This is a genomic window from Plasticicumulans sp. (assembly GCF_035331805.1).
GTDB lineage: Bacteria > Pseudomonadota > Gammaproteobacteria > Competibacterales > Competibacteraceae > Plasticicumulans.
This window is the reverse complement of record NZ_DAOLKE010000002.1, coordinates 1-23,046: the sequence shown is the minus strand read 5'-3', so window position 1 is coordinate 23,046 and position 23,046 is coordinate 1. Positions and strand designations below refer to the sequence as shown.

28 protein-coding genes are annotated in these 23,046 nt (G+C 68.6%); 21 read left to right on the top strand and 7 right to left on the bottom strand.

What is annotated here, in order from left to right; translation table 11 throughout:
- Positions 1 to 115: 115 nt before the first annotated feature.
- Positions 116 to 1,315, bottom strand: a complete 1,200-nt coding sequence (locus PKE44_RS00545; RefSeq protein WP_324547703.1) for a thiolase family protein — start codon at positions 1,313 to 1,315, stop codon at positions 116 to 118.
- Positions 1,316 to 1,828: 513 nt separating this feature from the next.
- On the opposite strand from PKE44_RS00545, the gene nifV reads away from it, so the two are divergent.
- The 14 genes from nifV to PKE44_RS00475 all read left to right on the top strand — a co-directional run bounded on the left by nifV (position 1,829) and on the right by PKE44_RS00475 (position 11,100).
- On the top strand, positions 1,829 to 2,983 hold the full coding sequence (gene nifV, locus PKE44_RS00540) for a homocitrate synthase (protein ID WP_324547702.1): 1,155 nt from the start codon (positions 1,829 to 1,831) through the stop codon (positions 2,981 to 2,983).
- 60 nt (positions 2,984 to 3,043) lie between these two features.
- The gene (cysE, locus tag PKE44_RS00535; RefSeq protein ID WP_324547701.1) at positions 3,044 to 3,811 is read left to right on the top strand and encodes a serine O-acetyltransferase; all 768 of its coding nucleotides are present in this window, start codon (positions 3,044 to 3,046) and stop codon (positions 3,809 to 3,811) included.
- An 11-nt stretch (positions 3,812 to 3,822) separates the two neighbouring features.
- Complete coding sequence (locus PKE44_RS00530) at positions 3,823 to 4,155, top strand: nitrogenase-stabilizing/protective protein NifW (protein WP_324547700.1); 333 nt, start codon at positions 3,823 to 3,825, stop codon at positions 4,153 to 4,155.
- Between the two features lie 49 nt (positions 4,156 to 4,204).
- The gene (locus PKE44_RS00525; protein ID WP_324547699.1) at positions 4,205 to 5,050 is read left to right on the top strand and encodes an electron transfer flavoprotein subunit beta/FixA family protein; all 846 of its coding nucleotides are present in this window, start codon (positions 4,205 to 4,207) and stop codon (positions 5,048 to 5,050) included.
- Positions 5,051 to 5,077: 27 nt separating this feature from the next.
- On the top strand, positions 5,078 to 6,172 hold the full coding sequence (locus tag PKE44_RS00520) for an electron transfer flavoprotein subunit alpha/FixB family protein (protein WP_324547698.1): 1,095 nt from the start codon (positions 5,078 to 5,080) through the stop codon (positions 6,170 to 6,172).
- 11 nt (positions 6,173 to 6,183) lie between these two features.
- Positions 6,184 to 7,479, top strand: a complete 1,296-nt coding sequence (locus PKE44_RS00515; RefSeq protein ID WP_324547697.1) for an FAD-dependent oxidoreductase — start codon at positions 6,184 to 6,186, stop codon at positions 7,477 to 7,479.
- Positions 7,476 to 7,763, top strand: a complete 288-nt coding sequence (locus tag PKE44_RS00510; protein WP_324547696.1) for a ferredoxin family protein — start codon at positions 7,476 to 7,478, stop codon at positions 7,761 to 7,763. Before PKE44_RS00515 ends, PKE44_RS00510 begins: the two co-directional genes overlap by 4 nt.
- A 10-nt stretch (positions 7,764 to 7,773) precedes the next feature.
- On the top strand, positions 7,774 to 8,328 hold the full coding sequence (locus PKE44_RS00505; RefSeq protein ID WP_324547695.1) for a hypothetical protein: 555 nt from the start codon (positions 7,774 to 7,776) through the stop codon (positions 8,326 to 8,328).
- A gap of 115 nt (positions 8,329 to 8,443) precedes the next feature.
- Positions 8,444 to 8,902 (top strand): ferritin family protein, encoded by a 459-nt coding sequence (locus PKE44_RS00500; RefSeq protein WP_324547694.1) that lies wholly within the window; start codon positions 8,444 to 8,446, stop codon positions 8,900 to 8,902.
- 115 nt (positions 8,903 to 9,017) lie between these two features.
- Positions 9,018 to 9,545: a hypothetical protein gene (locus PKE44_RS00495; RefSeq protein WP_324547693.1), complete on the top strand. Its 528-nt coding sequence runs from the start codon at positions 9,018 to 9,020 to the stop codon at positions 9,543 to 9,545.
- A gap of 108 nt (positions 9,546 to 9,653) precedes the next feature.
- Positions 9,654 to 9,968 carry a hypothetical protein gene (locus PKE44_RS00490; protein ID WP_324547692.1) on the top strand — a complete coding sequence of 105 codons (315 nt, stop codon included), beginning with the start codon at positions 9,654 to 9,656 and terminating at the stop codon, positions 9,966 to 9,968.
- A gap of 130 nt (positions 9,969 to 10,098) precedes the next feature.
- Positions 10,099 to 10,368, top strand: coding sequence for a hypothetical protein (locus tag PKE44_RS00485; protein WP_324547691.1), 270 nt, complete (start codon positions 10,099 to 10,101; stop codon positions 10,366 to 10,368).
- 102 nt (positions 10,369 to 10,470) lie between these two features.
- A complete protein-coding gene (locus PKE44_RS00480; RefSeq protein WP_324547690.1) occupies positions 10,471 to 10,755 on the top strand; it encodes a hypothetical protein in 285 nt (94 codons plus the stop codon).
- 75 nt (positions 10,756 to 10,830) lie between these two features.
- A complete protein-coding gene (locus tag PKE44_RS00475) occupies positions 10,831 to 11,100 on the top strand; it encodes a hypothetical protein (RefSeq protein WP_324547689.1) in 270 nt (89 codons plus the stop codon).
- A gap of 232 nt (positions 11,101 to 11,332) precedes the next feature.
- On the opposite strand, the gene phaC is transcribed toward PKE44_RS00475, so the two are convergent.
- Together phaC and PKE44_RS00465 are read right to left on the bottom strand one after the other, a co-directional pair.
- Positions 11,333 to 13,141: a class I poly(R)-hydroxyalkanoic acid synthase gene (gene phaC / locus PKE44_RS00470; protein ID WP_324547688.1), complete on the bottom strand. Its 1,809-nt coding sequence runs from the start codon at positions 13,139 to 13,141 to the stop codon at positions 11,333 to 11,335.
- Between the two features lie 196 nt (positions 13,142 to 13,337).
- The gene (locus PKE44_RS00465) at positions 13,338 to 13,601 is read right to left on the bottom strand and encodes a hypothetical protein (protein ID WP_324547687.1); all 264 of its coding nucleotides are present in this window, start codon (positions 13,599 to 13,601) and stop codon (positions 13,338 to 13,340) included.
- A gap of 218 nt (positions 13,602 to 13,819) precedes the next feature.
- Between PKE44_RS00465 and PKE44_RS00460 the strand changes: the two genes are divergently transcribed.
- The 7 genes from PKE44_RS00460 to PKE44_RS00430 all read left to right on the top strand — a co-directional run bounded on the left by PKE44_RS00460 (position 13,820) and on the right by PKE44_RS00430 (position 19,507).
- Positions 13,820 to 14,260, top strand: coding sequence for a MerR family DNA-binding transcriptional regulator (locus PKE44_RS00460; RefSeq protein WP_324547686.1), 441 nt, complete (start codon positions 13,820 to 13,822; stop codon positions 14,258 to 14,260).
- 178 nt (positions 14,261 to 14,438) lie between these two features.
- On the top strand, positions 14,439 to 15,617 hold the full coding sequence (locus tag PKE44_RS00455; RefSeq protein WP_324547725.1) for an isovaleryl-CoA dehydrogenase: 1,179 nt from the start codon (positions 14,439 to 14,441) through the stop codon (positions 15,615 to 15,617).
- 19 nt (positions 15,618 to 15,636) lie between these two features.
- Positions 15,637 to 16,812 carry an acetyl-CoA C-acyltransferase gene (locus PKE44_RS00450; RefSeq protein ID WP_324547685.1) on the top strand — a complete coding sequence of 392 codons (1,176 nt, stop codon included), beginning with the start codon at positions 15,637 to 15,639 and terminating at the stop codon, positions 16,810 to 16,812.
- A gap of 114 nt (positions 16,813 to 16,926) precedes the next feature.
- Complete coding sequence (locus PKE44_RS00445) at positions 16,927 to 17,127, top strand: DUF1289 domain-containing protein (protein WP_324547684.1); 201 nt, start codon at positions 16,927 to 16,929, stop codon at positions 17,125 to 17,127.
- Positions 17,128 to 17,137: 10 nt separating this feature from the next.
- A complete protein-coding gene (locus PKE44_RS00440; protein WP_324547683.1) occupies positions 17,138 to 17,740 on the top strand; it encodes a DUF2889 domain-containing protein in 603 nt (200 codons plus the stop codon).
- A 109-nt stretch (positions 17,741 to 17,849) separates the two neighbouring features.
- Complete coding sequence (locus PKE44_RS00435) at positions 17,850 to 18,854, top strand: restriction endonuclease (RefSeq protein WP_324547682.1); 1,005 nt, start codon at positions 17,850 to 17,852, stop codon at positions 18,852 to 18,854.
- Positions 18,855 to 18,898: 44 nt separating this feature from the next.
- On the top strand, positions 18,899 to 19,507 hold the full coding sequence (locus PKE44_RS00430) for a DUF924 family protein (protein WP_324547681.1): 609 nt from the start codon (positions 18,899 to 18,901) through the stop codon (positions 19,505 to 19,507).
- Positions 19,508 to 19,953: 446 nt separating this feature from the next.
- Here PKE44_RS00430 and PKE44_RS00425 read toward each other — a convergent pair whose 3' ends face one another.
- The 4 genes from PKE44_RS00425 to PKE44_RS00410 form a co-directional block, all read right to left on the bottom strand.
- Positions 19,954 to 20,628, bottom strand: coding sequence for a flagellar basal body L-ring protein FlgH (locus tag PKE44_RS00425; protein WP_324547680.1), 675 nt, complete (start codon positions 20,626 to 20,628; stop codon positions 19,954 to 19,956).
- 11 nt (positions 20,629 to 20,639) lie between these two features.
- Entirely contained in the window at positions 20,640 to 21,425 is a 786-nt protein-coding gene (gene flgG, locus PKE44_RS00420) for a flagellar basal-body rod protein FlgG (RefSeq protein WP_324547679.1), read from the bottom strand.
- A gap of 14 nt (positions 21,426 to 21,439) precedes the next feature.
- Positions 21,440 to 22,174 carry a flagellar basal-body rod protein FlgF gene (gene flgF, locus PKE44_RS00415; RefSeq protein ID WP_324547678.1) on the bottom strand — a complete coding sequence of 245 codons (735 nt, stop codon included), beginning with the start codon at positions 22,172 to 22,174 and terminating at the stop codon, positions 21,440 to 21,442.
- A 45-nt stretch (positions 22,175 to 22,219) separates the two neighbouring features.
- Positions 22,220 to 23,046 (bottom strand): flagellar hook-basal body complex protein (locus PKE44_RS00410; RefSeq protein WP_324547677.1); only part of this gene is annotated, 827 nt, incomplete at its 5' end.

Genomic DNA, 23,046 nt, shown 5'->3' with positions numbered 1-23,046 from the left:
CGGCAGCCGCATGAAAACCGGGGGCCGGACCTGCACGGACCGGCCCCCGGGGTCGGGCAGATTCAGGCCTGCCGGGCGCACGGCCCGCCCTGCGGGCCCCGCCGCCGGCAGCGCCTCACGGCCGTTCCAGCGCCAGCGCGATGCCCTGACCGCCACCGATGCAGAGCGACACGATGCCGCGCTGCCCGCCGGTGCGCGCCAGCGCGTGCGCGAGGCGCACGATCAGGACCGCGCCGGTGGCGCCGATCGGGTGACCGTGGGCGATGGCGCCGCCATCGACGTTGAAGCGCGCCGGATCGATGTCGAGCTGCTGCTGCGCGACCAGCGCCACGGCCGCGAAGGCTTCGTTGACCTCGACGCGGTCGATCTCGCCGACCGACCAGCCGGTGCGCGTCAGCACCTTCCGGATCGCCGGCACCGGCCCGTAGCCGAACAGACCCGGTTCGACGCCGACCACAGCGCTCGCGCGCAGCACCAGCATCGGCGTCAGCCCGTGCGCATCGGCCCAGGCGCGCTTGCAGACCACCATCGCCGCCGCCGCGGCATTGACGCCGGGCGCGTTGCCGGCGGTGATCGTGCCACCGTCACGGAACGCCGGCCTGAGCTTCGCGAGCGATTCGAGCGTCGTTTCCGGGCGGTTGCCCTCGTCGGCGGCAAACAGCGCCGGACCCTTCTTCGTGCGGATCTCCAGCGGCTCGATCTCGGTGACGAAGTGGCCGGCGGCCTGCGCGGCCGCGAAGCGCTGCTGGCTGCGCGCGGCGAAGGCGTCCTGATCGGCGCGGCTCAGGCCGAACTTCGCGACCAGATCCTCGGTATGCCAGCCGGAGTGCTCGCCGGAGAAGGCATCGTTCAGGCCGTCGCGCAGCATCGCATCGATCGCCTGGGCGTTGCCCATGCGCGCGCCGTGGCGCATCGCCGGCAACAGATAAGGCGCGCGGTCCATGTTCTCGGTGCCGCCGGCGATCACGACCTCGGCCTGGCCGGCGAGGATTTCGGCCGCGGCACTGGCGAGCGCCTGCGCGCCGGAGCCGCAGACACGGTTGACGGTCAGCGCCGGCACGCCGACCGGCAGCCCGCCGCCGATCGCGGCCTGACGCGCGAGGTTCATGCCGTTGCCGGCCTGGATGACGTTGCCGAACACCACCGAGTCGACCTGCGCCGGATCGAGTCCGGCGCGGCGCAGGCTGGCGGCGATCACATGCGCGCCGAGCGCGGCGGCCGGCACGTCGACGAGGCTGCCGCCGAAGCGGCCGATGGCGGTGCGGACCGGGGCACAGACGACGATATCGTCGGAACGGGCGGATGACGAACTCATGGCACGGCACTCCTCAGGACCCGGCGGCCGGGTCGGTCAATGAGGCACGGCCGCTCGTGACGGCCGCACCGGGGGATGCGGGACTGACAGCGGATCGGTGAAGGCATCCGTCAGTCACTTTCATGTTGAAAGTAAGTTTGAGGTTCATCCCCTTCGCCAGCAAGCCGGTCGCGGACTGGCAGCGGTGCAGCGATCGCCGTGCCGGCAGGCTGGCGACCCGCCTCCGGTCGGCCCTGGGCCGGCGGCGATCACGGTCCGGCGGCCGGTGCGCAGCTCTGCATCTCGCCTGCCCGGAGCCCGACCGCTGCCCGCTGCGGGCAGCGGAACACGCTGCGCAGGCAGGCTGCCGATGCCACGGTCCCGAGCGTCGCAAACCCTACATTACCCACTGCTGCACTCGGCATTGTCGGCTGAACAAATCCGACACAGACCATCATATAGCTGTTTTTGAACGATTATTTTGTTGGCACGCCTGATGCTTAGGTCCTGCCCATGAACCGGAGGACCGGAACCATGGACCGCAGCATCCTGATCCACGACACCACCTTGCGCGACGGCGAGCAGACGGCCGGCGTGGCCTTCAACCGGGCCGAGAAGCTCGCGATCGCCGCCGCCCTCGATCTCGCCGGCGTGCAGGAACTGGAGATCGGCATCCCGGCGATGGGCGCCGAGGAGCAGGACGACATGCGCGCGATCGTCGGCCTCGGCCTGCAGACGACGCTGGTGGCCTGGTGCCGGATGAGCCGCAAGGACCTCGACGCGGCGCTGGCCACCGGGGTGCGCGCCGTGAACCTGTCGACGCCGGTCTCCGACACCCAGATCCAGCTCAAGCTCGGCCGCGACCGCCGCTGGGTGCTCGCGAACGTCGCGCAGATGGTGGCGATGGCGCGCGACGCCGGCTTCGACGACGTGCGCGTCGGCGGCGAGGATGCCTCGCGCGCCGATCCGGACTTCGTCGCCGAGATCGCCGCGACCGCGGCCGCGGCCGGTGCCCGGCGCTTCCGCTACGCCGACACGGTCGGCCTGCTCGAACCTTTCGGCACCTTCGAGCGCATCACCCGGCTGCGGGCGGCGACGGCGATCGAACTCGAAATCCACGCCCACGACGACCTGGGCCTCGCCACCGCCAACTCGCTGGCGGCGGTGCGTGCCGGGGCCGACTTCGTCAGCACCACGGTCAACGGCCTCGGCGAGCGCGCCGGCAACGCCCCGCTCGAAGAGGTCGCGACGGCGCTGTCGGTGCTGCACGGCCGCGACTGCGGCGTGCGCCTCGCGCAGCTGCCGGCGATCTCGCAGCTCGTCGCCGAAGCCTCGGGCCGGCCGGTGCCGGTCGGCAAGAGCGTGGTCGGCGATGCGGTGTTCACGCACGAATCCGGCATTCACGTCGACGGCCTGCTGAAGGACCCGCGCACCTATCAGGGCCTGGACCCGGCCCGTCTCGGTCGCCATCACCGGCTGGTGCTCGGCAAGCATTCGGGCACGGCCTCGGTGCGCCGCGCCTACGCCGAGCTCGGCCTGCGCCTGGCCGAGGACGAGGTGCAGCGCCTGCTCGGACGCATCCGCGTGCACGCCGGCAGCACCAAGCGCGCACCGACCGCCGACGAACTGCTCGGTTTCTGGCACGAGACCCGTGCGCCGCGGCCGTACGTGGCCGGCACGCTGAACTGATCAGGAGGCTTCGTGATGCGCGCTCCGTCCGATTCCCTGTCCGCCGCCGGTATCCCGACGATGACCCAGACCGTCCGCCCGGGCCTGCTCGCCCGCCTGCGCGAGGACGTGCTCGCCGTCCGTGCCCGTGATCCGGCCGCGCGCAGTGCCTTCGAGGTGCTGGCCACCTACCCCGGCCTGCACGCGCTGATCCTGCACCGCATCGCCAACGGGCTGTGGCGCCGCCAGTGGCGCTTCACGGCGCGGCTGCTCGCCGGCCTCGCCCGCGGGCTGACGCAGATCGACATCCACCCGGCGGCGACCATCGGCCGGCGCATGTTCATCGATCACGGCTGCGGCGTGGTGATCGGCGAGACCGCCGAGATCGGCGACGACGTGACGCTGTACCAGGGCGTGACGCTCGGCGGCACCAGTCTGTCGCGCGGCAAGCGCCACCCGACGCTCGGGGACGGCGTCACGGTCGGGGCCGGAGCCAAGGTGCTCGGCGCCATCGAGATCGGCGCCGGTGCGCGCGTCGGGGCGAATTCGGTCGTGATCCGCGACGTGCCGGCCGCGGCCACCGTCGTCGGCATCCCCGGTCGCGTCGTGCCGCGCGGCGACACGGCCCGGGCCGACGGCATCGACCTCGATCACCACCTGATGCCGGACCCGGTCGGCCGTGCGCTCGCCTGCCTGATCCAGCGCATCGACGACCTCGAAGCCCGGCTCGCCGCCGCCGGTCCGGCCATCCCCGGACTCGATCACCCGCATGCCTGCACCGACTGCGGCGATGCCTGCGATCAGGCCCGCCATGCCGCCGCCGCCCACCCCGCTGCCCTGCACTCCTGAGGAATCCATCCATGAGCACGCTGAGCGATCGTCTGCAGACCCTGTCGGCCGCCGATGAATTCTTCGAGCTGTTCAAGATCGACGTCGACCCGCACGTCGTGCACGTCAACCGCCTGCACATCCTCAAGCGCTTCCACGACTACCTGAAGCGCTCGCCGGTCCAGGCGGACCTCTCCGAAGCCGACGAATTCGCCGCCTACCGCGAGCGGCTGGTGCAGGCCTACCTCGATTTCACCGTGTCGGACGCGGTCACCGAGAAGGTCTTCAAGGTGTTCCGTCAGGCGCAGGGCCAGGGCTTCGTCGGTCTCGACCAGATCGAACGCATCGAACGACCTGCGACCTGATTTCCCCTTATCCACGACTGCCACGTACCCGACGAGCCGGAGGCCACCCATGCACATCGTCGTCTGCATCAAGCAGGTACCGGACAGCGCGCAGATCCGCGTGCACCCGGTCACCAACACCATCATGCGCCAGGGCGTCCCGGCCATCATCAACCCCTACGACCTGTTCTCGCTGGAAGAGGCGCTGCGGCTGAAGGACCAGTTCGGCGGCAAGGTGACGGTGATCACGATGGGTCCGCCGCAGGCCGAGGATGCGCTGCGCAAGGCCCTGTCCTTCGGCGCCGACGAGGCGATCCTGCTGACCGACCGCGCGTTTGCCGGTGCCGACACGCTGGCGACCTCGTGCGCGCTGGCCCAGGCCCTGCGCCAGATCGGCGAGAAGGAGCCGGTCGACCTGGTGTTCACCGGCAAGCAGACGATCGACGGCGACACCGCCCAGGTCGGCCCGGGAGTGGCCAAGCGCCTCGACCTGCAGCTGCTGACCTACGTCGCGAAGATCGACGAGCTCGACCTCGCAGGCCGCACGATCACCGTGCAGCGGCGCGCCGAGGGCGGCGTGCAGGTGCTCAAGACCCGCCTGCCGGCGCTGATCACGATGCTCGAAGGCACCAACGAGATGCGCTTCGCGACCATGACCGACATGTTCCGCGCCGCGCGCTCGCCGCTGACGGTCTGGAACAAGGACGACGCCGGCATCACCGACATCAGCAAGATCGGCCTGAAGGGCTCGCCGACCGTGGTCAGCAAGGTGTTCGCGCCGAAGCCGAAGTCGGTGCCGGCGCAGATGCTCGACATCGGCGGCAAGAGCCAGACCGAGATCGCCGACCTGATCATCGACACCCTGTCCGCGAAGCATGCGCCGCTGTACGGCGAGCTGTTCGACCGCGCGCTCTGAACCCCACGACTCCCGGAGATAGCCGACATGAGCGAAGCCCCGAAGCCGGCCGCCCCCGCAGCGCGCGGCCGCAAGAAACTCGAACTGGACCCGCGGCTGGCCGCGTACAAGGGTGTGTGGGTGTTCATCGAGCATGAACGCGGCACCGTGCACCCGGTGTCGTGGGAGCTGCTCGGCGAAGGCCGCAAGCTCGCCGACAAGCTCGGCGTGGAGCTCGCCGGCGTGCTGCTCGGCGGCCCCGGGGATCCGCTCGATGCCTTCGCCGCCACCGCCCACACCTATGGCGCCGACCTCGTCTACATCACCCGCAGCCCGGTGCTGGCCGGCTACCGCAACGAGCCGTACACGAAGGCGCTGACTGCGGTCGTCAACCAGTTCCAGCCCGAGATCCTGCTGCTCGGCGCCACCGTGCAGGGCCGTGACCTCGCCGGTTCCGTGGCGACGACGCTGGCGACCGGCCTGACCGCCGACTGCACCGAACTCGCGATCGATCCGGACAACCGCTCGCTCGCCGCGACCCGTCCGACCTTCGGCGGCTCGCTGCTCTGCACGATCCAGACGCTGAACTACCGGCCGCAGATGGCGACCGTGCGTCCGCGCGTGATGTCGATGCCGGCGCAGCAGCCCGAGCGCAGCGGCCGCGTGCTCGAGGCGCCGGTCGAGCTGGTCGAGGACGACATCATCGCCAAGCTGCTTTCGTACATCCCGGACGATGCCACCGACCAGGCGCAGCTCGCCTACGCCGACGTGATCGTTGCCGGCGGCCGCGGCCTCGGCAAGCCCGAGAACTTCAAGCTGCTCTGGGATCTGGCCGAGGTGCTCGGCGCCGAGGTCGGCGGCTCCCGGCCGGTGATCCAGAACGGCATCCTCAGTGCGGACCGCCAGGTCGGCCAGACCGGCAAGACCGTGCGCCCGAAGCTCTACATCGCCGCCGGCATCTCCGGCGCGATCCAGCACCGCGTCGGCATGGAAGCCTCCGACGTCATCATCGCCATCAACACGGACCCCAAGGCCCCGATCTTCGACTTCGCCACCTACGGCATCGTCGGTGATGCGGTGCAGATCCTCCCTGCCCTGACCGCAGCCTGCCGCGCCCGTCTGGCGATGAAGCGCGCCGGCTGAAGGAGACCGCCATGGAAAAATTCGACGTCATCGTGGTCGGGGCCGGCGCTGCCGGCAATGCCGCCACCTACACCCTGGCCAAGGCCGGCCTGAACGTGCTGCAGATCGAGCGCGGCGAGACCTCGGGCACCAAGAACGTGCAGGGCGCGATCCTGTACGCCGATGCGCTGGAGCGCATCATCCCGGACTTCCGCGACGACGCGCCGCTCGAACGCCACATCGTCGAGCAGCGCATCTGGATCATGGAGGACAAGTCGCACGTCGGTACGCACTACCGCTCCGACTCCTTCAATGAGGAACGGCCGAACCGCTACACGATCCTGCGCGCGCAGTTCGACAAGTGGTTCAGCGGCAAGGTCAGGGAGTCCGGCGCGCTGGTCATCAACGAGACCACGGTGCTGGAGCTGCTGAAGAATGACGCCGGCCGCATCGTCGGCGTGCGCACCGACCGCGTCGGCGGCGACATCTACGCCGATGCCGTGATCCTCGCCGATGGCGTCAACTCGCTGCTGGCCCGCAAGGCCGGGCTGCGCGAGGAGATCGAGGCGAAGAACGTCGCGCTCGCGGTCAAGGAAGTCCACTTCCTGCCGCAGGACGTGCTGGAGAGCCGCTTCAACATCCAGGAAGAGGAAGGCGTCGTCATCGAGATCGCCGGCACCATCACCCGCGGCATGGCCGGCACGGCCTTCCTGTACACCAACCGCGAGTCGGTCGCGATCGGCATCGGCTGCATGCTGGAGGACTTCAAGGGCTCGGGCGTGTCGCCGTACACGCTGCTCGAAGACCTGAAGAACCACCCGTCGATCAAGTCGCTGATCGCCGGCGGCGAGGTCAAGGAATACGCCGCGCACCTGATCCCCGAGGGCGGCTACAAGGCGCTGCCGAAGCTCGCCGGCGACGGCTGGCTGATGGTCGGCGACTCCGCCGGCTTCGTGAATGCCGTGCACCGCGAAGGCTCGAACCTGGCGATGACCAGCGGCCGCCTGGCCGCCGAGACGCTGATCGCGCTGAAGACCGCCGGCAAGCCGGCGACGGCCGCGAACCTGCAGGCCTACGTCGAGGCGCTCAACGACAGCTTCGTCATGAAGGACCTGCGCAAGTACCAGCACGTGCCGGCCCTGCTCGAAGAGAAGCAGTTCCTGACCACCTACCCGACCCTGCTCAACCGCGCCGCCGAAACCATGCTGCGCGTCGACGGTGTCGACAAGAAGACCAAGCAGCGCTCGGCGCTCGGCGCGTTCGTGCAGGACCGCTCGCTGTTCGGGCTGATGAAGGACACCTACAAGCTGTGGAGGGCATTCCGGTGAGCAAGGTCGAGGAAAAGCTGTTCCAGAACCGCTACCGCGTCGATGAAGGCCGCCCGCACATCCAGATCATCGATCAGGAGAAGTGCACGGAATGCGGTACCCAGGACTGCACGTATCTGTGCCCGGCCGCCTGCTACGCCAAGGCCGAGGACGGCCGGCATGTGGTGCTGACCACCGACGGCTGCCTGGAATGCGGCACCTGCCGGGTGATCTGCTCGGAGTTCCGCAACGTCGCCTGGGAATACCCGCGCGGCGGCTACGGCATCCTGTTCAAGTTCGGCTGAGGACAAGGCCATGCTGACCCCGTCCCTGCCGCTGCGTGCGGTCCCGCTCGCGGAGTACCCGTTCGGACTCGGCGTCACCGATGGCGCCGGCTTCCGGGCGCTGCGCGAGGCGGCAGCGGACGATGCCGCCTCGGTTGCCGGTGCCTACCTCGAACAGGCGGCGGCTGGCGTCGAGCCGGCCCGCCGCGAGTTCCTGCTCTGGAGCGCGCACGCGCTGGCACCGAATCATCTGCCCGTGTACTTCGCGCTGTACAAGTTCCTGTTCCACCAGAAGCGGCTGGTCGATGCCGAACGCGTGGCGCTGATGGCGCTCGGCGAGTCGGCCCGCCAGGGCGGCTTCCCGGTGCGCTGGAACGAACTGCGCCACTGGACCGCGGACTGGTCCGACGGCCCGGGCCGCTTCTATCTGTTCAGCCTGAAGGCGCTGGCCTTCATCCGGCTGCGGCTGCACGGCCTGAAGGCCGCCGGACCGCTGCTGGAGAAGCTGCACGAGCTGGATCCGCAGGACCAGGTCGGCGGCTCGGTGATCACCGATCTGGCCCGGGCCTGCAGCGCAGCGGGCTGAGCCGGACCACGAATCGAAACGCTGGACCGGTATCCTCACGCCCGGTCCCGCTTCCGTCGCCGGCCGATCCATGGCCGCGGCGACGCGCCTTTCCTACCCGACGGTGGAGTACTTCATGGACTGCATCAACCGTTTTCTCGCCCACGCGATCGCGCTCGAAGGCTCGGCCGCCGGGCGCTACGAAGACCTGGCCAACTCGATGAGCGCGCTCGGTGACGCCGAGGTCGCGGCCTTTTTCCGGCAGATGGCCGAGTTCGCCCGCATGCATCAGGCCGAGGCCATCGACCGCGCGGGGTTCCGCGATGTCGAGCAGCCGCCCGAGGACGGCTACGAATGGGGGCCGGGCGAAAGCCCCGAGGACGCCGCCTGGGCCGGCGTCGACAGCTTCCTCGACGTGACCGCGGCACTGGAACTCGCGCTCGAAGCCGAGCGCAGCAGCGAGGCCTTCTACCGGCGCGTCGCGCGCGAGACCTCGGATGCCGAGGTGCGCGGCTTCGCCGAATCCTTCGCCGAGGAGGAAGTCGGCCACGTCAACGCGCTGCTCGCCCGGCTGGAGCGGCGCGCGTCGGTCTGATCCCGCCCCGCGCACTCCGCCCCCGATCACCCCGGCCCCCGTGCCGGGGTTTTTCTTTGCATGCCCCGGCCGGGTCGCGGGCCGCGACCGGCCACTGCCGCCGCCGCGACATGCCGTGGCCGGCAGCGGCGATGGCCGGGAGCCCCGCAGCCGGCGAGGGAAAAACGGCTGCCATCCACTCAAAAAAATCCAGCCACATCAGCAACCTGATGAAATGAACACCGGCTTTTCCCCGGCTGGCATCACTCCTGCTCATACCGGTTCATCCCAGCCCGGACGCCCGAAGGCGCCGGCTGCGGACGCGGCAAGCCCGCCGCCATCCCATCCGCCTGCCCTGAAGTCCGAACCGGAGATGAGCACCATGAACCTGAACATCCGCACCCTGATCGCCACCGCCCTGATCAGCTTTGCCGCCGCCGGCAGCGTCAATGCGCTGGCCAGCGAAGCCGACAGCCTGCCGATGCCGTCCTGGAATCCTGAGCAGACGGTGTACGGCAGCCCGATCGGCCTGTCGCAGGCTCCGGCCGCGATGACCCGCTTCGAGGCACGCATGAGCGCGACCGGCAGCGGCCACGAGCTCTGCGCGGCACGCGTCGCGCTGAACCCGAACGCCGGGCGCAATGCATCCCTGCAGGCCTGCTGAACGGCTCCCGCAGCGGTTCACGCCGGCCGATGCGGGAACCTTTGCCGCGGCAGCGGCATCGGAGCAGGCGTTACCCGCCCGACGGACTGCCTCTGCGAGGTACCAATCATGCGAGGTTTCGCCCCTTCCCTGGCCCGCGCCGTCCTGCCCGCAGCCTTTGCGCTCGCGAGTGCCATCGGCAGCATCGCCCTCGCCGCCGGGCCTGCCGCCGTCCCGTCCCGCGACGCCGCGCTGCTCGCCCCGCAGCTGCCGCCGGCGCTGCGGGACACCGACCCCGCCCTGCCGACGCTGACGAGTCCGGACGCGGCTCCGGCGCGCCGGCCGGCGGCCGACAACGGTCGCGTCGGCGACGACACGACTTTCTGCAACGTGTTCCTGAACGAATCGGAGCGCGAGCGCAGCGGCGCAACCGGCTTCTGCTGAGCCCTGCCGGCGGCCGGCCGGAAAAATTTCCGCCCCGGCCGCATCCGCCGCGCTCCCTGCAGCGCATATCGCCCTGCAAGCCCCGGGAATCCAAGCCCCGCGAACCCACCCGAGAGACGAGAAAACCGCCATGAACCTCAAGACCGCCATCGCTGCCAGCCTGCTGACCCTTTCCGTCGCCACGATCGCCCATGCCGGCGAGCGCGATGCCTATCCGCAGCCGTCCTGGGATCCGAACACCAGCGATCACCTGCACCGCCCGGCCGCACCGCTCGGTGCCGCGAATGCCTCGATCGACGAGCGCATGCGTGCCACCGGCAGCAGCACCGACTTCTGCATCACCGAGCTGTATCCGCTGAATCCGCGCGGCGGCAACAACGGCCACGCCGGCATCTGCTGAACCGGTACCGGCGCTGTGGAGGTACCGCGAGCCGCTGCAGCGCCGGTTTCCGTTCCCCCGAGGCTCACGAGCCTTCCCCCCGAGGCAAACGAGGACTCCGACATGAACGTCAAGACCGCCATCGCCGCCAGCCTGCTGACCCTGTCCATCGCCGGTGCTGCCCATGCCATGGACCGTTACGACACCGGGTCACGGCCCGGCGCCTATCCGGAATATCCGTCCGAGACCGGCAACGGCATGCACCAGCGCGCCCCGGTCACACAGAGCGGCAGCCCCGGCTTTGACCAGCGCATGCGTGCCACCGGCAGCGGCTTCGATTACTGCCAGCAGGCGCTGTACCCGCTGGAGCCGAGCAGTGGCCGCAACGTGCTCGGCGGTACCTGCTGATCTGTATTCATGACGGCGCGGGCCCGAGTCGCCCGCGCCGGCCCTGCCGCCTGAAAGCCTCACGAGGACACTGCCATGAATCTGAAGACCGCCATCGCCGCCAGCCTGCTGACCCTTGCCGCCGCCACGGCTGCCCATGCCGGCGACAGTGACTCCTATCCGCGTCCGGACTGGAACCCGAACGCCAGCGACTACCTGTACAAGCAGCCGAACCCGTACGGGATGAGCACGGCTGCGTCGATCGATGAACGCATGCGCGCAACCGGCAGCGGGACGGAATTCTGCGTCGAGCCGTATGCGCTGAATCCGCGCGAAGGCAACAACAGCCACGCCGGCGTCTGCTGATCGCCCTGCCTGACTTCCTTTCTCCCGATCCGGGTTTTCCGTTCACGCGGAACCCGGATTTTTTTATGAACTGCATCCGATGCGTGCAGCGCGCCCAAAAAAATACCGCCGCTCCGGTTTAAGGAGGCGGCGGTTGCGGTGTGCCGGCGGCATCCGGTCTTATGAGCCGGCGGGCACCGTATGGCTGCGGGCGGTGGGACGGAGGCAGAACCTGAATCAGGCAGTCTGGAACTCAGCGCGCGAGCCGGCGCTTGACGTAGCTGCCCGGAGCCGGTTCTAGCACGGCGAGCGCACCATCGCCAGCGTGGCGTGCCGGTACGCGCGTCGCATCCTGCTGATCCAGCCAGGCATCCCAGTCCGGCCACCACGATCCGGCGGTCTGCGTGGCCGTGGCCAGCCACTCGTCGGCGTCGAGCTCCAGACGCGGACTGGTCAGATAGCCGTACTTCTTCGCGGCCGGCGGGTTGATGACACCGGCGATGTGGCCGGAACCGCCGAGCACGAAACGCACCGGCCCGCCGAAGAGGCGCGTGCCGGCATACGTGGATTTCCACGGCGCGATGTGGTCCTCGACCGCCGACAGGAAATACACCGGCGTGCGCACCTGACGCAGGTCGATCGGCCGGCCGCACAGCGTGATGCCGCCGGGCTCGCGCAGGCGGTTGTGCTGATACATGTTGCGCAGATAAAAACTGTGCATCGCCGCCGGCATGCGCGTCGAATCCGAGTTCCAGTACAGCAGGTCGAACGGAAACGGATCCTTGCCGAGCAGGTAGTTGTTGACCGCGAATGACCAGATCAGGTCATTGGCGCGCAGCATGTTGAAGGTCGACGCCATCTCGGCGCCGTCGAGATAGCCCTGCTTCTGCATGCGCCTCTCGATGGCATCGAGCTGCTGGTCGTCGATGAACACTTCCAGTTCGCCGGGCCGGGCGAAATCGAGCATGGTCGTGAACAGCGTGGTGCTGGCGATCGGCTGATGATCGCCGGCCGCATACCAGGCCGTGCTCGCCGACAGCAGCGTACCGCCGAGGCAGTAGCCGACGGCATTGACCTCGCGCTCGCCGGTCGCCCGTTCGATGGCCTGCAGCGCCGCCGTGATGCCGTGTTCGAGGTAATCGTCGAAACCGCGGGCCGCGTAGCTGGCATCCGGATTGACCCAGGAGATCACGAACACCGTGTTGCCCTGCGCGACGGCCCAGCGGATGAAGCTGTTCTTGTCGCGCAGGTCGAGGATGTAGAACTTGTTGATCCACGGCGGCACGATCAGCAGCGGCCGCCTGCGCACCGTGTCGCCGAGCGGCGCGTACTGGATCAGCTGCATCATGTCGTTCTGGAACACGACCGAGCCGGGCGTCGTCGCGATGTTGTCGCCGAGCGTGAAGGCGTCGAGGTCGGTCATGCGGATGCTGAGCCGGCCCTTGCCGCGCTCGATGTCGCGCATCAGGTTGCGCAGACCGCGCAGCAGGCTTTCGCCGCCGGTGCGGAAGATCTCGCGCAGCGCCTCGGGGTTGGTCAGCGCGAAGTTGGTCGGAGCGAGGGCGTCGATCAGCTGGCGCGTGTAGAACTCGACCTTGCGCGCGTGCTGCTCGTCGATGTCCTCGACGCCCTTCATGGTTTCCAGCAGCCAGCGGGCGCTCAGCAGATAGCTCTGCTTGATGTGATCGAAGACCGCGAATTCGGTCCAGGCCTCGTCCTTGAAGCGGCGGTCGCCGCGTTCGGGCTGGATGATCGGGCTGACGCGGGTGCCGGACAGCGCGCTGCAGGTCCTGGCCCACAGATCGAGGCTGTCGACCCACAGCGCCGTCTGCCGGTCGAGCAGCTTCAGCGGATCGCGCCACAGGCGCAGCGTCGCCTCGCCGAAGGCGCGACCGATGCCGAGTTCATCGCCGAGCCACTCCGGCACGCGCACCGGCTTGCGGATGCGCTCGCGGAACAGACTGCCGATCAGACGATCCCCGCTGGCGACGATGTCGTGCAGCGTCGAGGTGATCGCCAGCGGATCGGGAACCTGGATTTCGAATTTCTCGGCCACACCCATCTTCGCCCCTCCGGCAGGACCCGGCACGCTTGGCGTTTACGTAAACGCAAACGGCCGGGCATCGGGCAAGTAAACGCCAGCGGATGGGGCGATTCAAGACAACGGACCATGACAGCAGTCGCGCCACCGGCGGACGGTGGTGCGACTCGGGGCGACTCGGCAAAGATTCCGTTACAGGTAAGGACAGGCCGTGAGGTCAGTGCAGCACTTCGTGACCGGCTTCGAATTTCGCCAGCACCGCACGCAGATGCAGCGCGTGCAGTACGGCACCGTGCGCCTCGGCGTGACGGATGTCATCGAGCAGGATGCGGCGCATCAGCGGCACGCCCTCGGTCGTTTCGCAGAGGCAGCAGCCGAATTCGGCCGCGACGATTTCCGGTACATGCTCGTGTTCGGCAATGGCTTCGATCTCGTCTTCGGTCAGGCCCGCGAACCCGACACAATCGACATAAGACAACATGATGGCTCTCCCGACAAACGTGCTTTCCGGCTTCCTCCTCCCAAGCAAAGCACGCCGGCCGGACCTTGCAATGAAATGTTTCTATGCCCATCAGCAACTTGAAAGCAAACATCGGCCTGCCGGCCTGTTGCAGCCGGAGCCGGTCGATTGACGTATACGTCAATCTGTTTCACCTTCGCCCGCCATCCGATCCCCGCCCCAACCTCTGGAGAGCGAGCTTGAACACCGGCGACAAGACCGCGGGCACGACCTACACGATCAGTCAGCTCGCCCGGGAATTCGACGTGACGACGCGGGCCATCCGCTTCTACGAGGATCAGGGTCTGCTCATTCCGGAGCGCGTCGGCCGCCGGCGCATCTACGCCCGTCGCGACCGCACGCGCCTGAAGCTGATCCTGCGCGGCAAGCGTCTCGGCATGACGCTCGGCGAAACCCGGGAACTGTTTGATCTGTTTGACAGCTCGCGTGACGAGGCCCGTCAGCTCGAACGCTTCCTGCGCATCCTCGGTGAGCGCCGCGACATCCTCGTGCAGCAGCAGCGCGACATCGAGGCCGTGCTGCACGAGATCAACGCCGCCGCTGCCGAGTGCGAGCGCCTGCTCGCCGAACACGCCGAACCGTCGCCGCAGGACCCGGCCGGACCGACCGTCCCCGCCTGAACGGCCAGCGCCCTGCCCCCTGCCCCTGCGCCAGGCGGTCGACGTTCACGTCAACGTCACCTAGCCTGCCGGTGACTGCCCCGCCGGCCGGGCAGCCGGGCCTGCACCCTGATGCCTGCACGGCCCCGCCCCTGATCCGATCCCGCGCCGGCCCGGCCCGCTCCGGAGCACGACGATGATCGAACTGCCCTCCCTGAACTTCGCGCTCGGCGACACCATCGACGCCCTGCGCGACACGGTGCGCGCCTTCGCGCAGGCCGAGATCGCCCCGCGTGCCGCGGCGATCGATCGCGACAACCGCTTTCCGGCCGATCTCTGGCCCCGGCTCGGCGAACTCGGCCTGCTCGGCATCACCGCACCCGAGGACTTCGGCGGTGCCGGCATGGGCTATCTCGCGCACATGGTGGCGATGGAGGAAATCTCGCGTGCCTCGGCTGCCGTCGGCCTGTCCTACGGGGCGCATTCGAATCTCTGCGTGAACCAGATCCGCCGCAACGGCAGCGCGGCCCAGCAGGCCCGCTACCTGCCGAAGCTGATCAGCGGCGAGCACGTCGGCGCGCTGGCGATGAGCGAACCCGGTGCCGGCTCCGACGTGCTGGCAATGAGCCTGCGCGCCGAGCGCCGCGGCGATCACTTCGTGCTGAACGGCGCGAAGATGTGGATCACCAACGGCGGCGATGCCGACACGCTGATCGTCTATGCGAAGACCGACCCGGATGCCGGCGCGCGCGGCCTCACGGCCTTCATCCTCGAGAAGGACATGCCGGGCTTCCGCCATGGCCCGCACCTCGACAAGCTCGGCATGCGCGGTTCGAACACCTATCCGCTGTTCTTCAACGACTGCGAGCTGCCCGTAGACAACGTGCTCGGCGGCGTCGGCAACGGTGTGCGGGTGCTGATGTCCGGACTCGATTACGAACGCGCGGTGCTCGCCGCCGGACCGCTCGGCATCATGCAGGCCTGCATGGACGTGGCCGTGCCCTACCTGCACGAGCGCCGCCAGTTCGGTCAGGCGATCGGCGAGTTCCAGCTGATGCAGGGCAAGATCGCCGATCTGTACACGACGCTGTCGGCCTGCCGCGCCTACGTCTACGCGCTCGGCCAGGCGCTCGACCGCCTCGGTGACCAGCACGTGCGCTCGCTGCGCAAGGATGCCGCCGGCGCGATCCTCTACGCCGCCGAGAAAGCCACCTGGATGGCCGGCGAAACCATCCAGATCCTCGGCGGCAACGGCTATGTCAACGACTACCCGGCCGGGCGGCTGTGGCGCGACGCCAAGCTCTACGAGATCGGCGCCGGCACCTCGGAGATCCGCCGCATGCTGATCGGCCGCGAACTGTTCGAAGAAACCGCCTGAACCGCGCCCGGCCCTCACCGTGAAGGACCCGGTCGTCATCGTCGGCCAGGCACGCACCGCGCTCGGCGAATTCCGCGGCGCGCTGTCGGCGCTGGGCGCTCCCGCACTCGGTGCCGTGGCGATCCGCGCCGCCGTCACGCGGGCCGGCGTCGACGCGCAGGCCATCGATGCCGTGTTCATGGGCTGCGTGCTGAGCGCCGGCCTCGGTCAGGCGCCCGCCCGGCAGGCGGCGATCGCAGCCGGCCTGCCGTGGTCGGTGCCGTGCACGACGGTCAACAAGGTCTGCGGCTCGGGCATGCAGGCCGTGATGCTCGCGCACGACGGCCTGCTCGCCGGCAGCCTGCAGCGGGCGGTCGCAGGCGGCATGGAATCGATGAGCAACGCGCCCTACCTGCTGCCGAAGGCACGCACCGGCCTGCAGCTCGGCCACGGGCAACTGCTCGATCACCTGTTCACCGACGGCCTCGAAGACCCGTTCGAACCCGGCCGGCGGATGGGCGAATACGCCGAGGACTGCGCCGCGGCGATCGGCTGCCCGCGCGAGGATCAGGATGCCTGGGCGCTCGAATCGCTGCGCCGCGCCCGCGCGGCGATCGACGAGGGTGCCTTCGCCGGCGAGATCAGCGGCTGTGCCGTGCCGGAGCGGGGCGGCGGGACCTGGGTCGATGTCGATCAGCATCCGCTGCACGCACGGGCCGAACGCATCGCCCGGCTGCCGCCGGTGTTCCGCGCCGATGGCAGCGTCACCGCCGGCAACGCCAGCGCCATCGCCGACGGGGCGGCTGCGCTGGTGCTGATGCGCGCCAGCGCGGCGGCGAACCTCGGGCTGCCGGTGCTCGCCCGCATCCGCGGCCACGCCACGCAGGCACAGCGCGGCTGGACGGACGCGCCGGCCGCGGCCGTGCGCAAGCTCTGCGCGGCCATCGGCTGGCGCATCGCCGACGTGGATCTCTGGGAGATCAATGAAGCCTTTGCCGTGATCGCCATCGCGGCGCTGCGCGAACTCGGCCTCGCGCACGCGCAGGTCAACGTCCACGGCGGTGCCTGCGCGCTCGGCCACCCGATCGGCTGCAGCGGTGCGCGCCTGCTGGTGACGCTGATCGCGGCGCTGCAGCGGCACGGACTCAGGCGCGGCATCGCGACGCTGTGCATCGGCGGTGGCGAGGCGACCGCCGTCGCCGTCGAGCGGGGCTGAGTCAGGCGCACGCGCCGGTATCCCGGCAGTTCACCGTGACATATGGCTGCTGATGCTGCAGTGCAGTAGCATCGACCGTCCGTGCCATCCCTGACTGTACCGCCGCCTGCCGCCATGACGTATGCGATCGAAGACCCCGCCTCGCCGTGCATCGGCATCTGCCAGATGAACGATGCCGGTCTCTGCCTGGGCTGTTTCCGGACCCTCGACGAGATCGAACACTGGTGGGATTACGACCCGAAGCAGAAATGGACCGTGATCGCGATGGCCGAGGACCGGCAGGCGCGTTACCTCGACGGCGAAACCGACGACTGAGGCCCCCCGCATGCCGCTCTCCCCGCCCGCCCCGCGTCAGCTCTCGCACACCCGCACCGTCACCTGCCGCGGCTATGAACGCGAGGACGGGCTCTGGGACATCGAAGGCCACATGACCGACGTGAAGACCTACGCCTTCCCGAACCGCGACCGCGGCGGCGAGATCAAGGCAGGCGAACCGGTCCACGGCATGTGGCTGCGCATCACGATCGACGATCACCTGCTCGTGCACGCCGCCGAGTCCTGGACCGAATATTCGCCGTTCAACATCTGTCCCGAGATCAACGACGCCTACGGCCGGCTGGTGGGGCTGCGCATCGGCCCGGGCTGGAAGAAGCACCTGAAGGAGCGCCTCGGCGGCACGCAGGGCTGCACGCACCTGACCGAACTGCTCGGGCCGATGGCGACGACGGCCTTCCAGACCGTGTTCAAGCGCCAGCAGAAGTCGAAGGAGGAAATGCGGACGCTGCGCCGGCCGCCGGCACTGCTCGACACCTGCCATGGCTGGTCGGCGGCAGGTCCGGTCGTCGCCTGGCTGATGCCGCAGTTTCACCGGCCACGCCCGCTCGCCGCCGAAACGGAAGCCGACGGCATCGGCCATGCCGATCGCTGAAGCGCGCGGCATCAGCAAGCTTTACACTCGTCAAATCTTGATTCGTCATGACTGACATGGCAGTTTGCTTCGGTGTCGCCAAGGCACCGACCTGCAAGGGAATTGCGCCATGTCCCGTCGACTCTCCCCCTTCGAGCGCCTGCTGCTGCTGATCGGCTGCAGCGTGGCCGTGCTGGCCCTGGGCCTGTCGCTGCCGTTCGCGGACGCCCGCCACGCCGGCATCGCGCTGCTGCGCGCCCTGCTGCTCGGCGGTTTCGCCAGCGCCATCACGCTCGGTCTCGGTCTCGGTCTGATGGTCTGGCAGGAGCGGCGCGCCCGCGAGGAATGGCATCTGCGCCGCGTGCAGCTGCGCGCCCGCGCCACCTACGCCACGCACGGCAGCGCACCGGAAGCCACGGTCGTGCCGGCCCCACCACCGGCTGCCAGCGACACCCCGGCAGACACCAGAACGGCAAGCCCTGTCGCCCCCGGCAGCGCAGCGGTCTGGACGACCGGACTGCTCGCGGCACTCGACTGGCGTCGCTTCGAGGAACTCTGCGCCGGTTACTTCCGGCTGCGGGGCTATCGCACCGAACAGCGGCCGCCCGGCAGTGATGGCGGCATCCACATCGAGCTGTACCGGCCCGACACCGGTGATCGCCTGCTCGGCATCCTGCTCTGCCGCGCCTGCGGCAATGGCGGCTGCACCGGCATCCGCGAACTGCGGGAGCTGTACGGCATGATGACGGCCGAAGCGGCTGCGCTTGGCCTGTATGTCAGCCGCAGCGGTTACAGCGCCGAGGCCGTGGCCTTCGCGCAGGGCAAGCCCCTGCGGCTGCTCGACCCGTCCGGTCTGGTCGCACTGCTGCGGAAACTGCCGGCCGAAGCCAGCGCCGCGCTGTACGCCGAAATCGTCCGGGATGACTACGCGACGCCGAGCTGCCCGCAGTGCGGCGACAAGATGCTGCTGCGCACGCTCACCAGCGGGCCCCGCGCCGGCACCCGCTTCTGGGGCTGCCGGCATTACCCCGACTGTCGCGGACTGATGCCGCTGCGCGCCGAAAACGTCACGGTCGCCGTGCCGGTGCATGCCTTCGCGGAGCCCGGCCGTCCCCCCCGGGCTGCCGCTTCCTGAGCGGCGATCCATACTGACGGGCCCGTGTCCGACGCGAGCCCGCCATGCTGCCCGACGAAGCCGCCGAACTGCTGGATTTCTGGTTTGGCCCCCTGCCCGATGCCGGCAGCCTGGATCCCGTGCGCGCAGCGCACTGGTTTCTCGATGGCCGCGCATGGGACACGCCGATCCGCACGCGTTTCGGTGCGCTGATCGAACGCGCCGCCCGCGGCGAACTCGACGACTGGCCGGCGTCGCCGCGCGGGCGTCTGGCGCTGATCCTGCTGCTCGATCAATGTCCGCGGCATGTGTACCGCGCCACGGCCGCGGCCTTCGCCAGCGATCGACTCGCGCAGGCTCAGGCCCTGACCGGCATCGTGCGCGGCGATGACCTCGCCCTGCACCCGGTCGAGCGCCTGTTCCATTACCTGCCGCTCGAACACGCCGAGGACGCCGTGCTGCAGGCCGCCTCGGTCGCCGCCTTCACCCGGCTGCACGCTGAAACCCCGCCGGCGCTGCAGCAGCAGAGCGCCGGCTGGCTCGATTACGCCGAACGCCACCGGGCCGTGATCGAACGCTTTGGCCGCTTTCCGGATCTCAATGCGCTGCTCGGCCGGCAGACGACGGCGGCCGAACAGGACTTTCTTGCCAGCCCCGGAAGTTCCTTTCTCTGAACCGGCGCGCGAAATTCCCGGCGCGTGCAGGGCTCCTGCACTTCGATTGACCCAGATCAATATCCGGGGCTGGCACGGTGGCGGAACAGGATTAAGCTGTTCGTCAGTCAGGCAAGGAAATGTATGGAGGCACTATCGAAGGCCAGATTCGCGGTGATGCTGAACAGGCCCTCATCCTACGGTGAATCCGGTAACGCCCTTCACTGTTCCGACCGGCGCAGACCGTTGCAGATACGAGCCTGGATCATTCCGGATACTGTTTGCCATCAAAACCCTGAGCGCCCCCGCTTCCCTGATCCGGAACGGGGGCGCGGTGTTTTTGGAGCCTGACCGGCGAATCCGGATCACCGGACCCGCCGGAATCGGGTTTTCCGGCCCGGACGGGGTCGTTCTTCGAAACCGCCCGGCCCGCTCCCGGAAATCCGCTGCGTCAGCCGCGCGTCGCGTCAGATCGGGAAGAACGCGTGGATCAGGAAGCGCGTCAGCCAGCCGGCGGTATTGGCATCGGCGACCGCGCCCTTGCCGGCGTAGGTGATCTGCGCATCGGCGACCTGGCCGGAGGCGATCGAATTGTCGGCGGCAATGTCATCGGGCCGGACCACGCCCTGCACGATCACGAATTCGTCGCCCTGGTTCAGCGTGACCTTCTTTTCGCCGCGAATCTGCAGGTTGCCGTTCGGATAAACCTCGGTGACCACCGCGGTGATCGTGCCGGTGATGCTGTTGGACTGATCGGCACTGCCCGAACCCTCGAAATCGCGTTCGCTGCTCAGATCGATCTCGGCTTTCGGATACACCTTGCCGAACAGCACCGCCGGTGCCGCGACCGAGGCATTCGAGGATTTGTCGAGCTTGGTATCGGCCTTCTTCGAGGCATTGGTGCGTTCGGCGAGCCGGATCGTGATCACGTCGCCGATGCGCCGGGCCGTGCGCGATTCGAACAGGCGCAGATCGGTGCCGGCGCGGTAGATCGAACCATCGGCGACGCGCGGGCGTGCCTGCGGCACCGTCGTCATCACCGTCGGCATGACCGGCCTGAATTCGTGATCGAGCGGCAGCGTCGTGCAGGCGGTGCTCAGGGCGGCCACGAGCACGAGGCCGAGGCGCAGACAGGGATTCATCGCGGCGGACCTCAGACGTTCTGGTTCAGGTACTGCAGCATCTGGTCGGTGGTCTGGATGGCCTTGGAGTTGACCTCGTAGGCGCGCTGCGTCTCGATCATGCTGACCAGTTCCTCGGCGACGTTGACGTTCGAGCTCTCCAGCATGTGCTGCTGCAGCGCCCCGAGACCGTTGGTGCGCGGATCACCGAGCTGGGCCGCACCGCTCGCGCCGCTTTCGAGGAACAGGTTCTCGCCGATCGGCTGCAGGCCGGCCGGATTCAGGAAGTCAGCGATCTGCAGGTTACCGATCTGCTGCGGCGCGATCTGGCCGGCGAGCGTGACGCTGACCACACCGTCGGAACCCACCGTCAGGCTCTGCGCGCCGTTCGGCACCGTCAGGTTCGGCAGCAGCGGATAGCCTTCGGAGGTGACGATCTGGCCCTGGTCGTTGATCTGGAACGAACCGTCGCGGGTATAGGCCGTCGTGCCGTCCGGCAGCTGGATCTGGAAGAAGCCGCGGCCGTTGATGGCCACGTCGAGGGCGTTGTCGGTGTTGATGACGTTGCCCTGCGTATGCATCTTTTCGGTGGCCACCACGCGCACGCCGGTACCGAGCATCAGGCCCGAGGGCAGCGTCGTGTTCTGCGAGGTCTGGCCGCCGACCTGGCGGACGTTCTGGTACAGCAGGTCCTCGAACACCGCGCGGCTCTTCTTGAAGCCGGTGGTGTTGACGTTGGCGAGGTTGTTGGCGATCACGTCCATGCGCGTCTGCTGGGCATCGAGCCCGGTCTTGGCGACCCAGAGGGCGGGATTCATGGCATCGGCTCCTGTCAGCTCAGGCTCATCAGGCGATCGGTGCTGCGCGCGGCGTCATCGGCCGCCGACATCAGCTTCACCTGGGTTTCGTAGCGCCGTGCCAGCTCGATCATCGAGACCAGCGCATGCGCGGTGTTGACGTTGCTGCCTTCGAGTGCGCCGGGCACGAGCTGCACCGAGGCATCCGGCGCGGCGGCGGCGCCGGACTTGCTGCGCAGCAGACCGTCAGCCCCCTTCATCAGGTCATTGGCCGCGGGCCTGACCAGCTTGATGCGATCGAGCGCGACGACGTTGGTCTCGCCGCTCGGCAGGATGCTGATCGTGCCGTCGCCGGCGATGTCGAGCTTGTCGACCGGCGGGATCACGATCGGCCCGCGTTCGCCGAGCAGCACGTGACCGTCGGCCGTCATCAGCCGGCCACCGCCATCGATGCGCAGGTTGCCGGCGCGCGTGTAGGCCTCGCCGCCGCGGCCGTCGTCGATCGCCAGATAGCCGTCGGTCTTCAGCGCCACGTCGAGATCACGCCCGGTGGTCTCGATGCCGCCGGCCGTGAAATCGACGCCACTGCGCTCGGCCATCGCATAGACGCGCGTCGGCAGGCCGTCGCCGATGACCGGCTGGCTGCGCATCGTGGCCAGGTCCTGCCGGAAGCCGGTCGTCGCGGCATTGGCGAGGTTGTTGCTGACCACGGTCTGCGCCCGCAGGATCTGCTGCGCACCGTTCATCGCGACGTAAAGCATGCGGTCCATGGGAGGCTCTCCGGACGGCGGGACAGGCGGGTGGCAAGCTGGCTATCAGCGGATCTGCAGCAGCGTCTGCGTCAGCTGGTCGGCGGTCTGGATCACCTGCGCGTTCGCCTGGAAGTTGCGCTGCGCCTGGATCATGTTGACGAGCTGATCGCTCATCTCGACGTTCGAACCTTCCAGCGCACCGCCGCGGATCATGCCGAGTCGCGCCGAACCAGGCGGTCCGGAGATTGCTTGTCCGGAGGACGAGGTTTCGGCCCAAGCGGTATCGCCGACCGGTGATAGACCTTGAACGTTACGGAAGTTGAATAGCGCCACCTGTCCAAGCACTTTCGACTGGCCGTTGGTGTAGCGACCGAACATGATGCCGCTGTCGCTGACGTTGACGCCGACCAGCGTGCCGGAGGCATAGCCGTCCTGAACGAGGTTGTTGGTGCTCGACTGGCCGCCAAACTGCGTCGCGGTCAGGAAATCGAGCGACAGCTGCAGTGGCTCGGTAGCGCTGGTCGGCTTGCCGAGCACACCCTCAACAGCCTGCACTTGGATCGAGATGTCACGCGCCGTCAGTTGCGAGACCACGCTCTGGTCGAGCAGGCCGTGATCGTCGAAGGTCAGATTCATCGAGCCTGATGGTGATGCGGCTGTTGGGTCGAAGTTGATGGCCGGAATCAGCGGATTGCTAGCCGAGACCGGCTGGGCTGGATCGGTCGGCACCTGATAGACACCGTCAAGCGTCCCGTACACGGTCCAGTCGCTCTGCGTGTTGCCACTGGTACCGCTCAGCGGGTTCTTGACGAAGTAGGTCGACAGCGTATGCGAGCCGCCGAGGCTGTCGTAAATGGTTGCCGAGGTCGTGTAGTTGTAGGTCTTGGGAT

Coding starts and splice junctions, on each gene's coding strand:
- PKE44_RS00545 (WP_324547703.1), bottom strand. CDS start 1,315: ATGAGTTCGTCATCCGCCCGTTCCGACGATATCGTCGTCTGTGCCCCG.
- nifV (WP_324547702.1), top strand. CDS start 1,829: ATGGACCGCAGCATCCTGATCCACGACACCACCTTGCGCGACGGCGAG.
- cysE (WP_324547701.1), top strand. CDS start 3,044: ATGACCCAGACCGTCCGCCCGGGCCTGCTCGCCCGCCTGCGCGAGGAC.
- PKE44_RS00530 (WP_324547700.1), top strand. CDS start 3,823: ATGAGCACGCTGAGCGATCGTCTGCAGACCCTGTCGGCCGCCGATGAA.
- PKE44_RS00525 (WP_324547699.1), top strand. CDS start 4,205: ATGCACATCGTCGTCTGCATCAAGCAGGTACCGGACAGCGCGCAGATC.
- PKE44_RS00520 (WP_324547698.1), top strand. CDS start 5,078: ATGAGCGAAGCCCCGAAGCCGGCCGCCCCCGCAGCGCGCGGCCGCAAG.
- PKE44_RS00515 (WP_324547697.1), top strand. CDS start 6,184: ATGGAAAAATTCGACGTCATCGTGGTCGGGGCCGGCGCTGCCGGCAAT.
- PKE44_RS00505 (WP_324547695.1), top strand. CDS start 7,774: ATGCTGACCCCGTCCCTGCCGCTGCGTGCGGTCCCGCTCGCGGAGTAC.
- PKE44_RS00500 (WP_324547694.1), top strand. CDS start 8,444: ATGGACTGCATCAACCGTTTTCTCGCCCACGCGATCGCGCTCGAAGGC.
- PKE44_RS00490 (WP_324547692.1), top strand. CDS start 9,654: ATGCGAGGTTTCGCCCCTTCCCTGGCCCGCGCCGTCCTGCCCGCAGCC.
- PKE44_RS00485 (WP_324547691.1), top strand. CDS start 10,099: ATGAACCTCAAGACCGCCATCGCTGCCAGCCTGCTGACCCTTTCCGTC.
- PKE44_RS00480 (WP_324547690.1), top strand. CDS start 10,471: ATGAACGTCAAGACCGCCATCGCCGCCAGCCTGCTGACCCTGTCCATC.
- PKE44_RS00475 (WP_324547689.1), top strand. CDS start 10,831: ATGAATCTGAAGACCGCCATCGCCGCCAGCCTGCTGACCCTTGCCGCC.
- phaC (WP_324547688.1), bottom strand. CDS start 13,141: ATGGGTGTGGCCGAGAAATTCGAAATCCAGGTTCCCGATCCGCTGGCG.
- PKE44_RS00465 (WP_324547687.1), bottom strand. CDS start 13,601: ATGTTGTCTTATGTCGATTGTGTCGGGTTCGCGGGCCTGACCGAAGAC.
- PKE44_RS00445 (WP_324547684.1), top strand. CDS start 16,927: ATGACGTATGCGATCGAAGACCCCGCCTCGCCGTGCATCGGCATCTGC.
- PKE44_RS00440 (WP_324547683.1), top strand. CDS start 17,138: ATGCCGCTCTCCCCGCCCGCCCCGCGTCAGCTCTCGCACACCCGCACC.
- PKE44_RS00435 (WP_324547682.1), top strand. CDS start 17,850: ATGTCCCGTCGACTCTCCCCCTTCGAGCGCCTGCTGCTGCTGATCGGC.
- PKE44_RS00430 (WP_324547681.1), top strand. CDS start 18,899: ATGCTGCCCGACGAAGCCGCCGAACTGCTGGATTTCTGGTTTGGCCCC.
- PKE44_RS00425 (WP_324547680.1), bottom strand. CDS start 20,628: ATGAATCCCTGTCTGCGCCTCGGCCTCGTGCTCGTGGCCGCCCTGAGC.
- flgG (WP_324547679.1), bottom strand. CDS start 21,425: ATGAATCCCGCCCTCTGGGTCGCCAAGACCGGGCTCGATGCCCAGCAG.
- flgF (WP_324547678.1), bottom strand. CDS start 22,174: ATGGACCGCATGCTTTACGTCGCGATGAACGGTGCGCAGCAGATCCTG.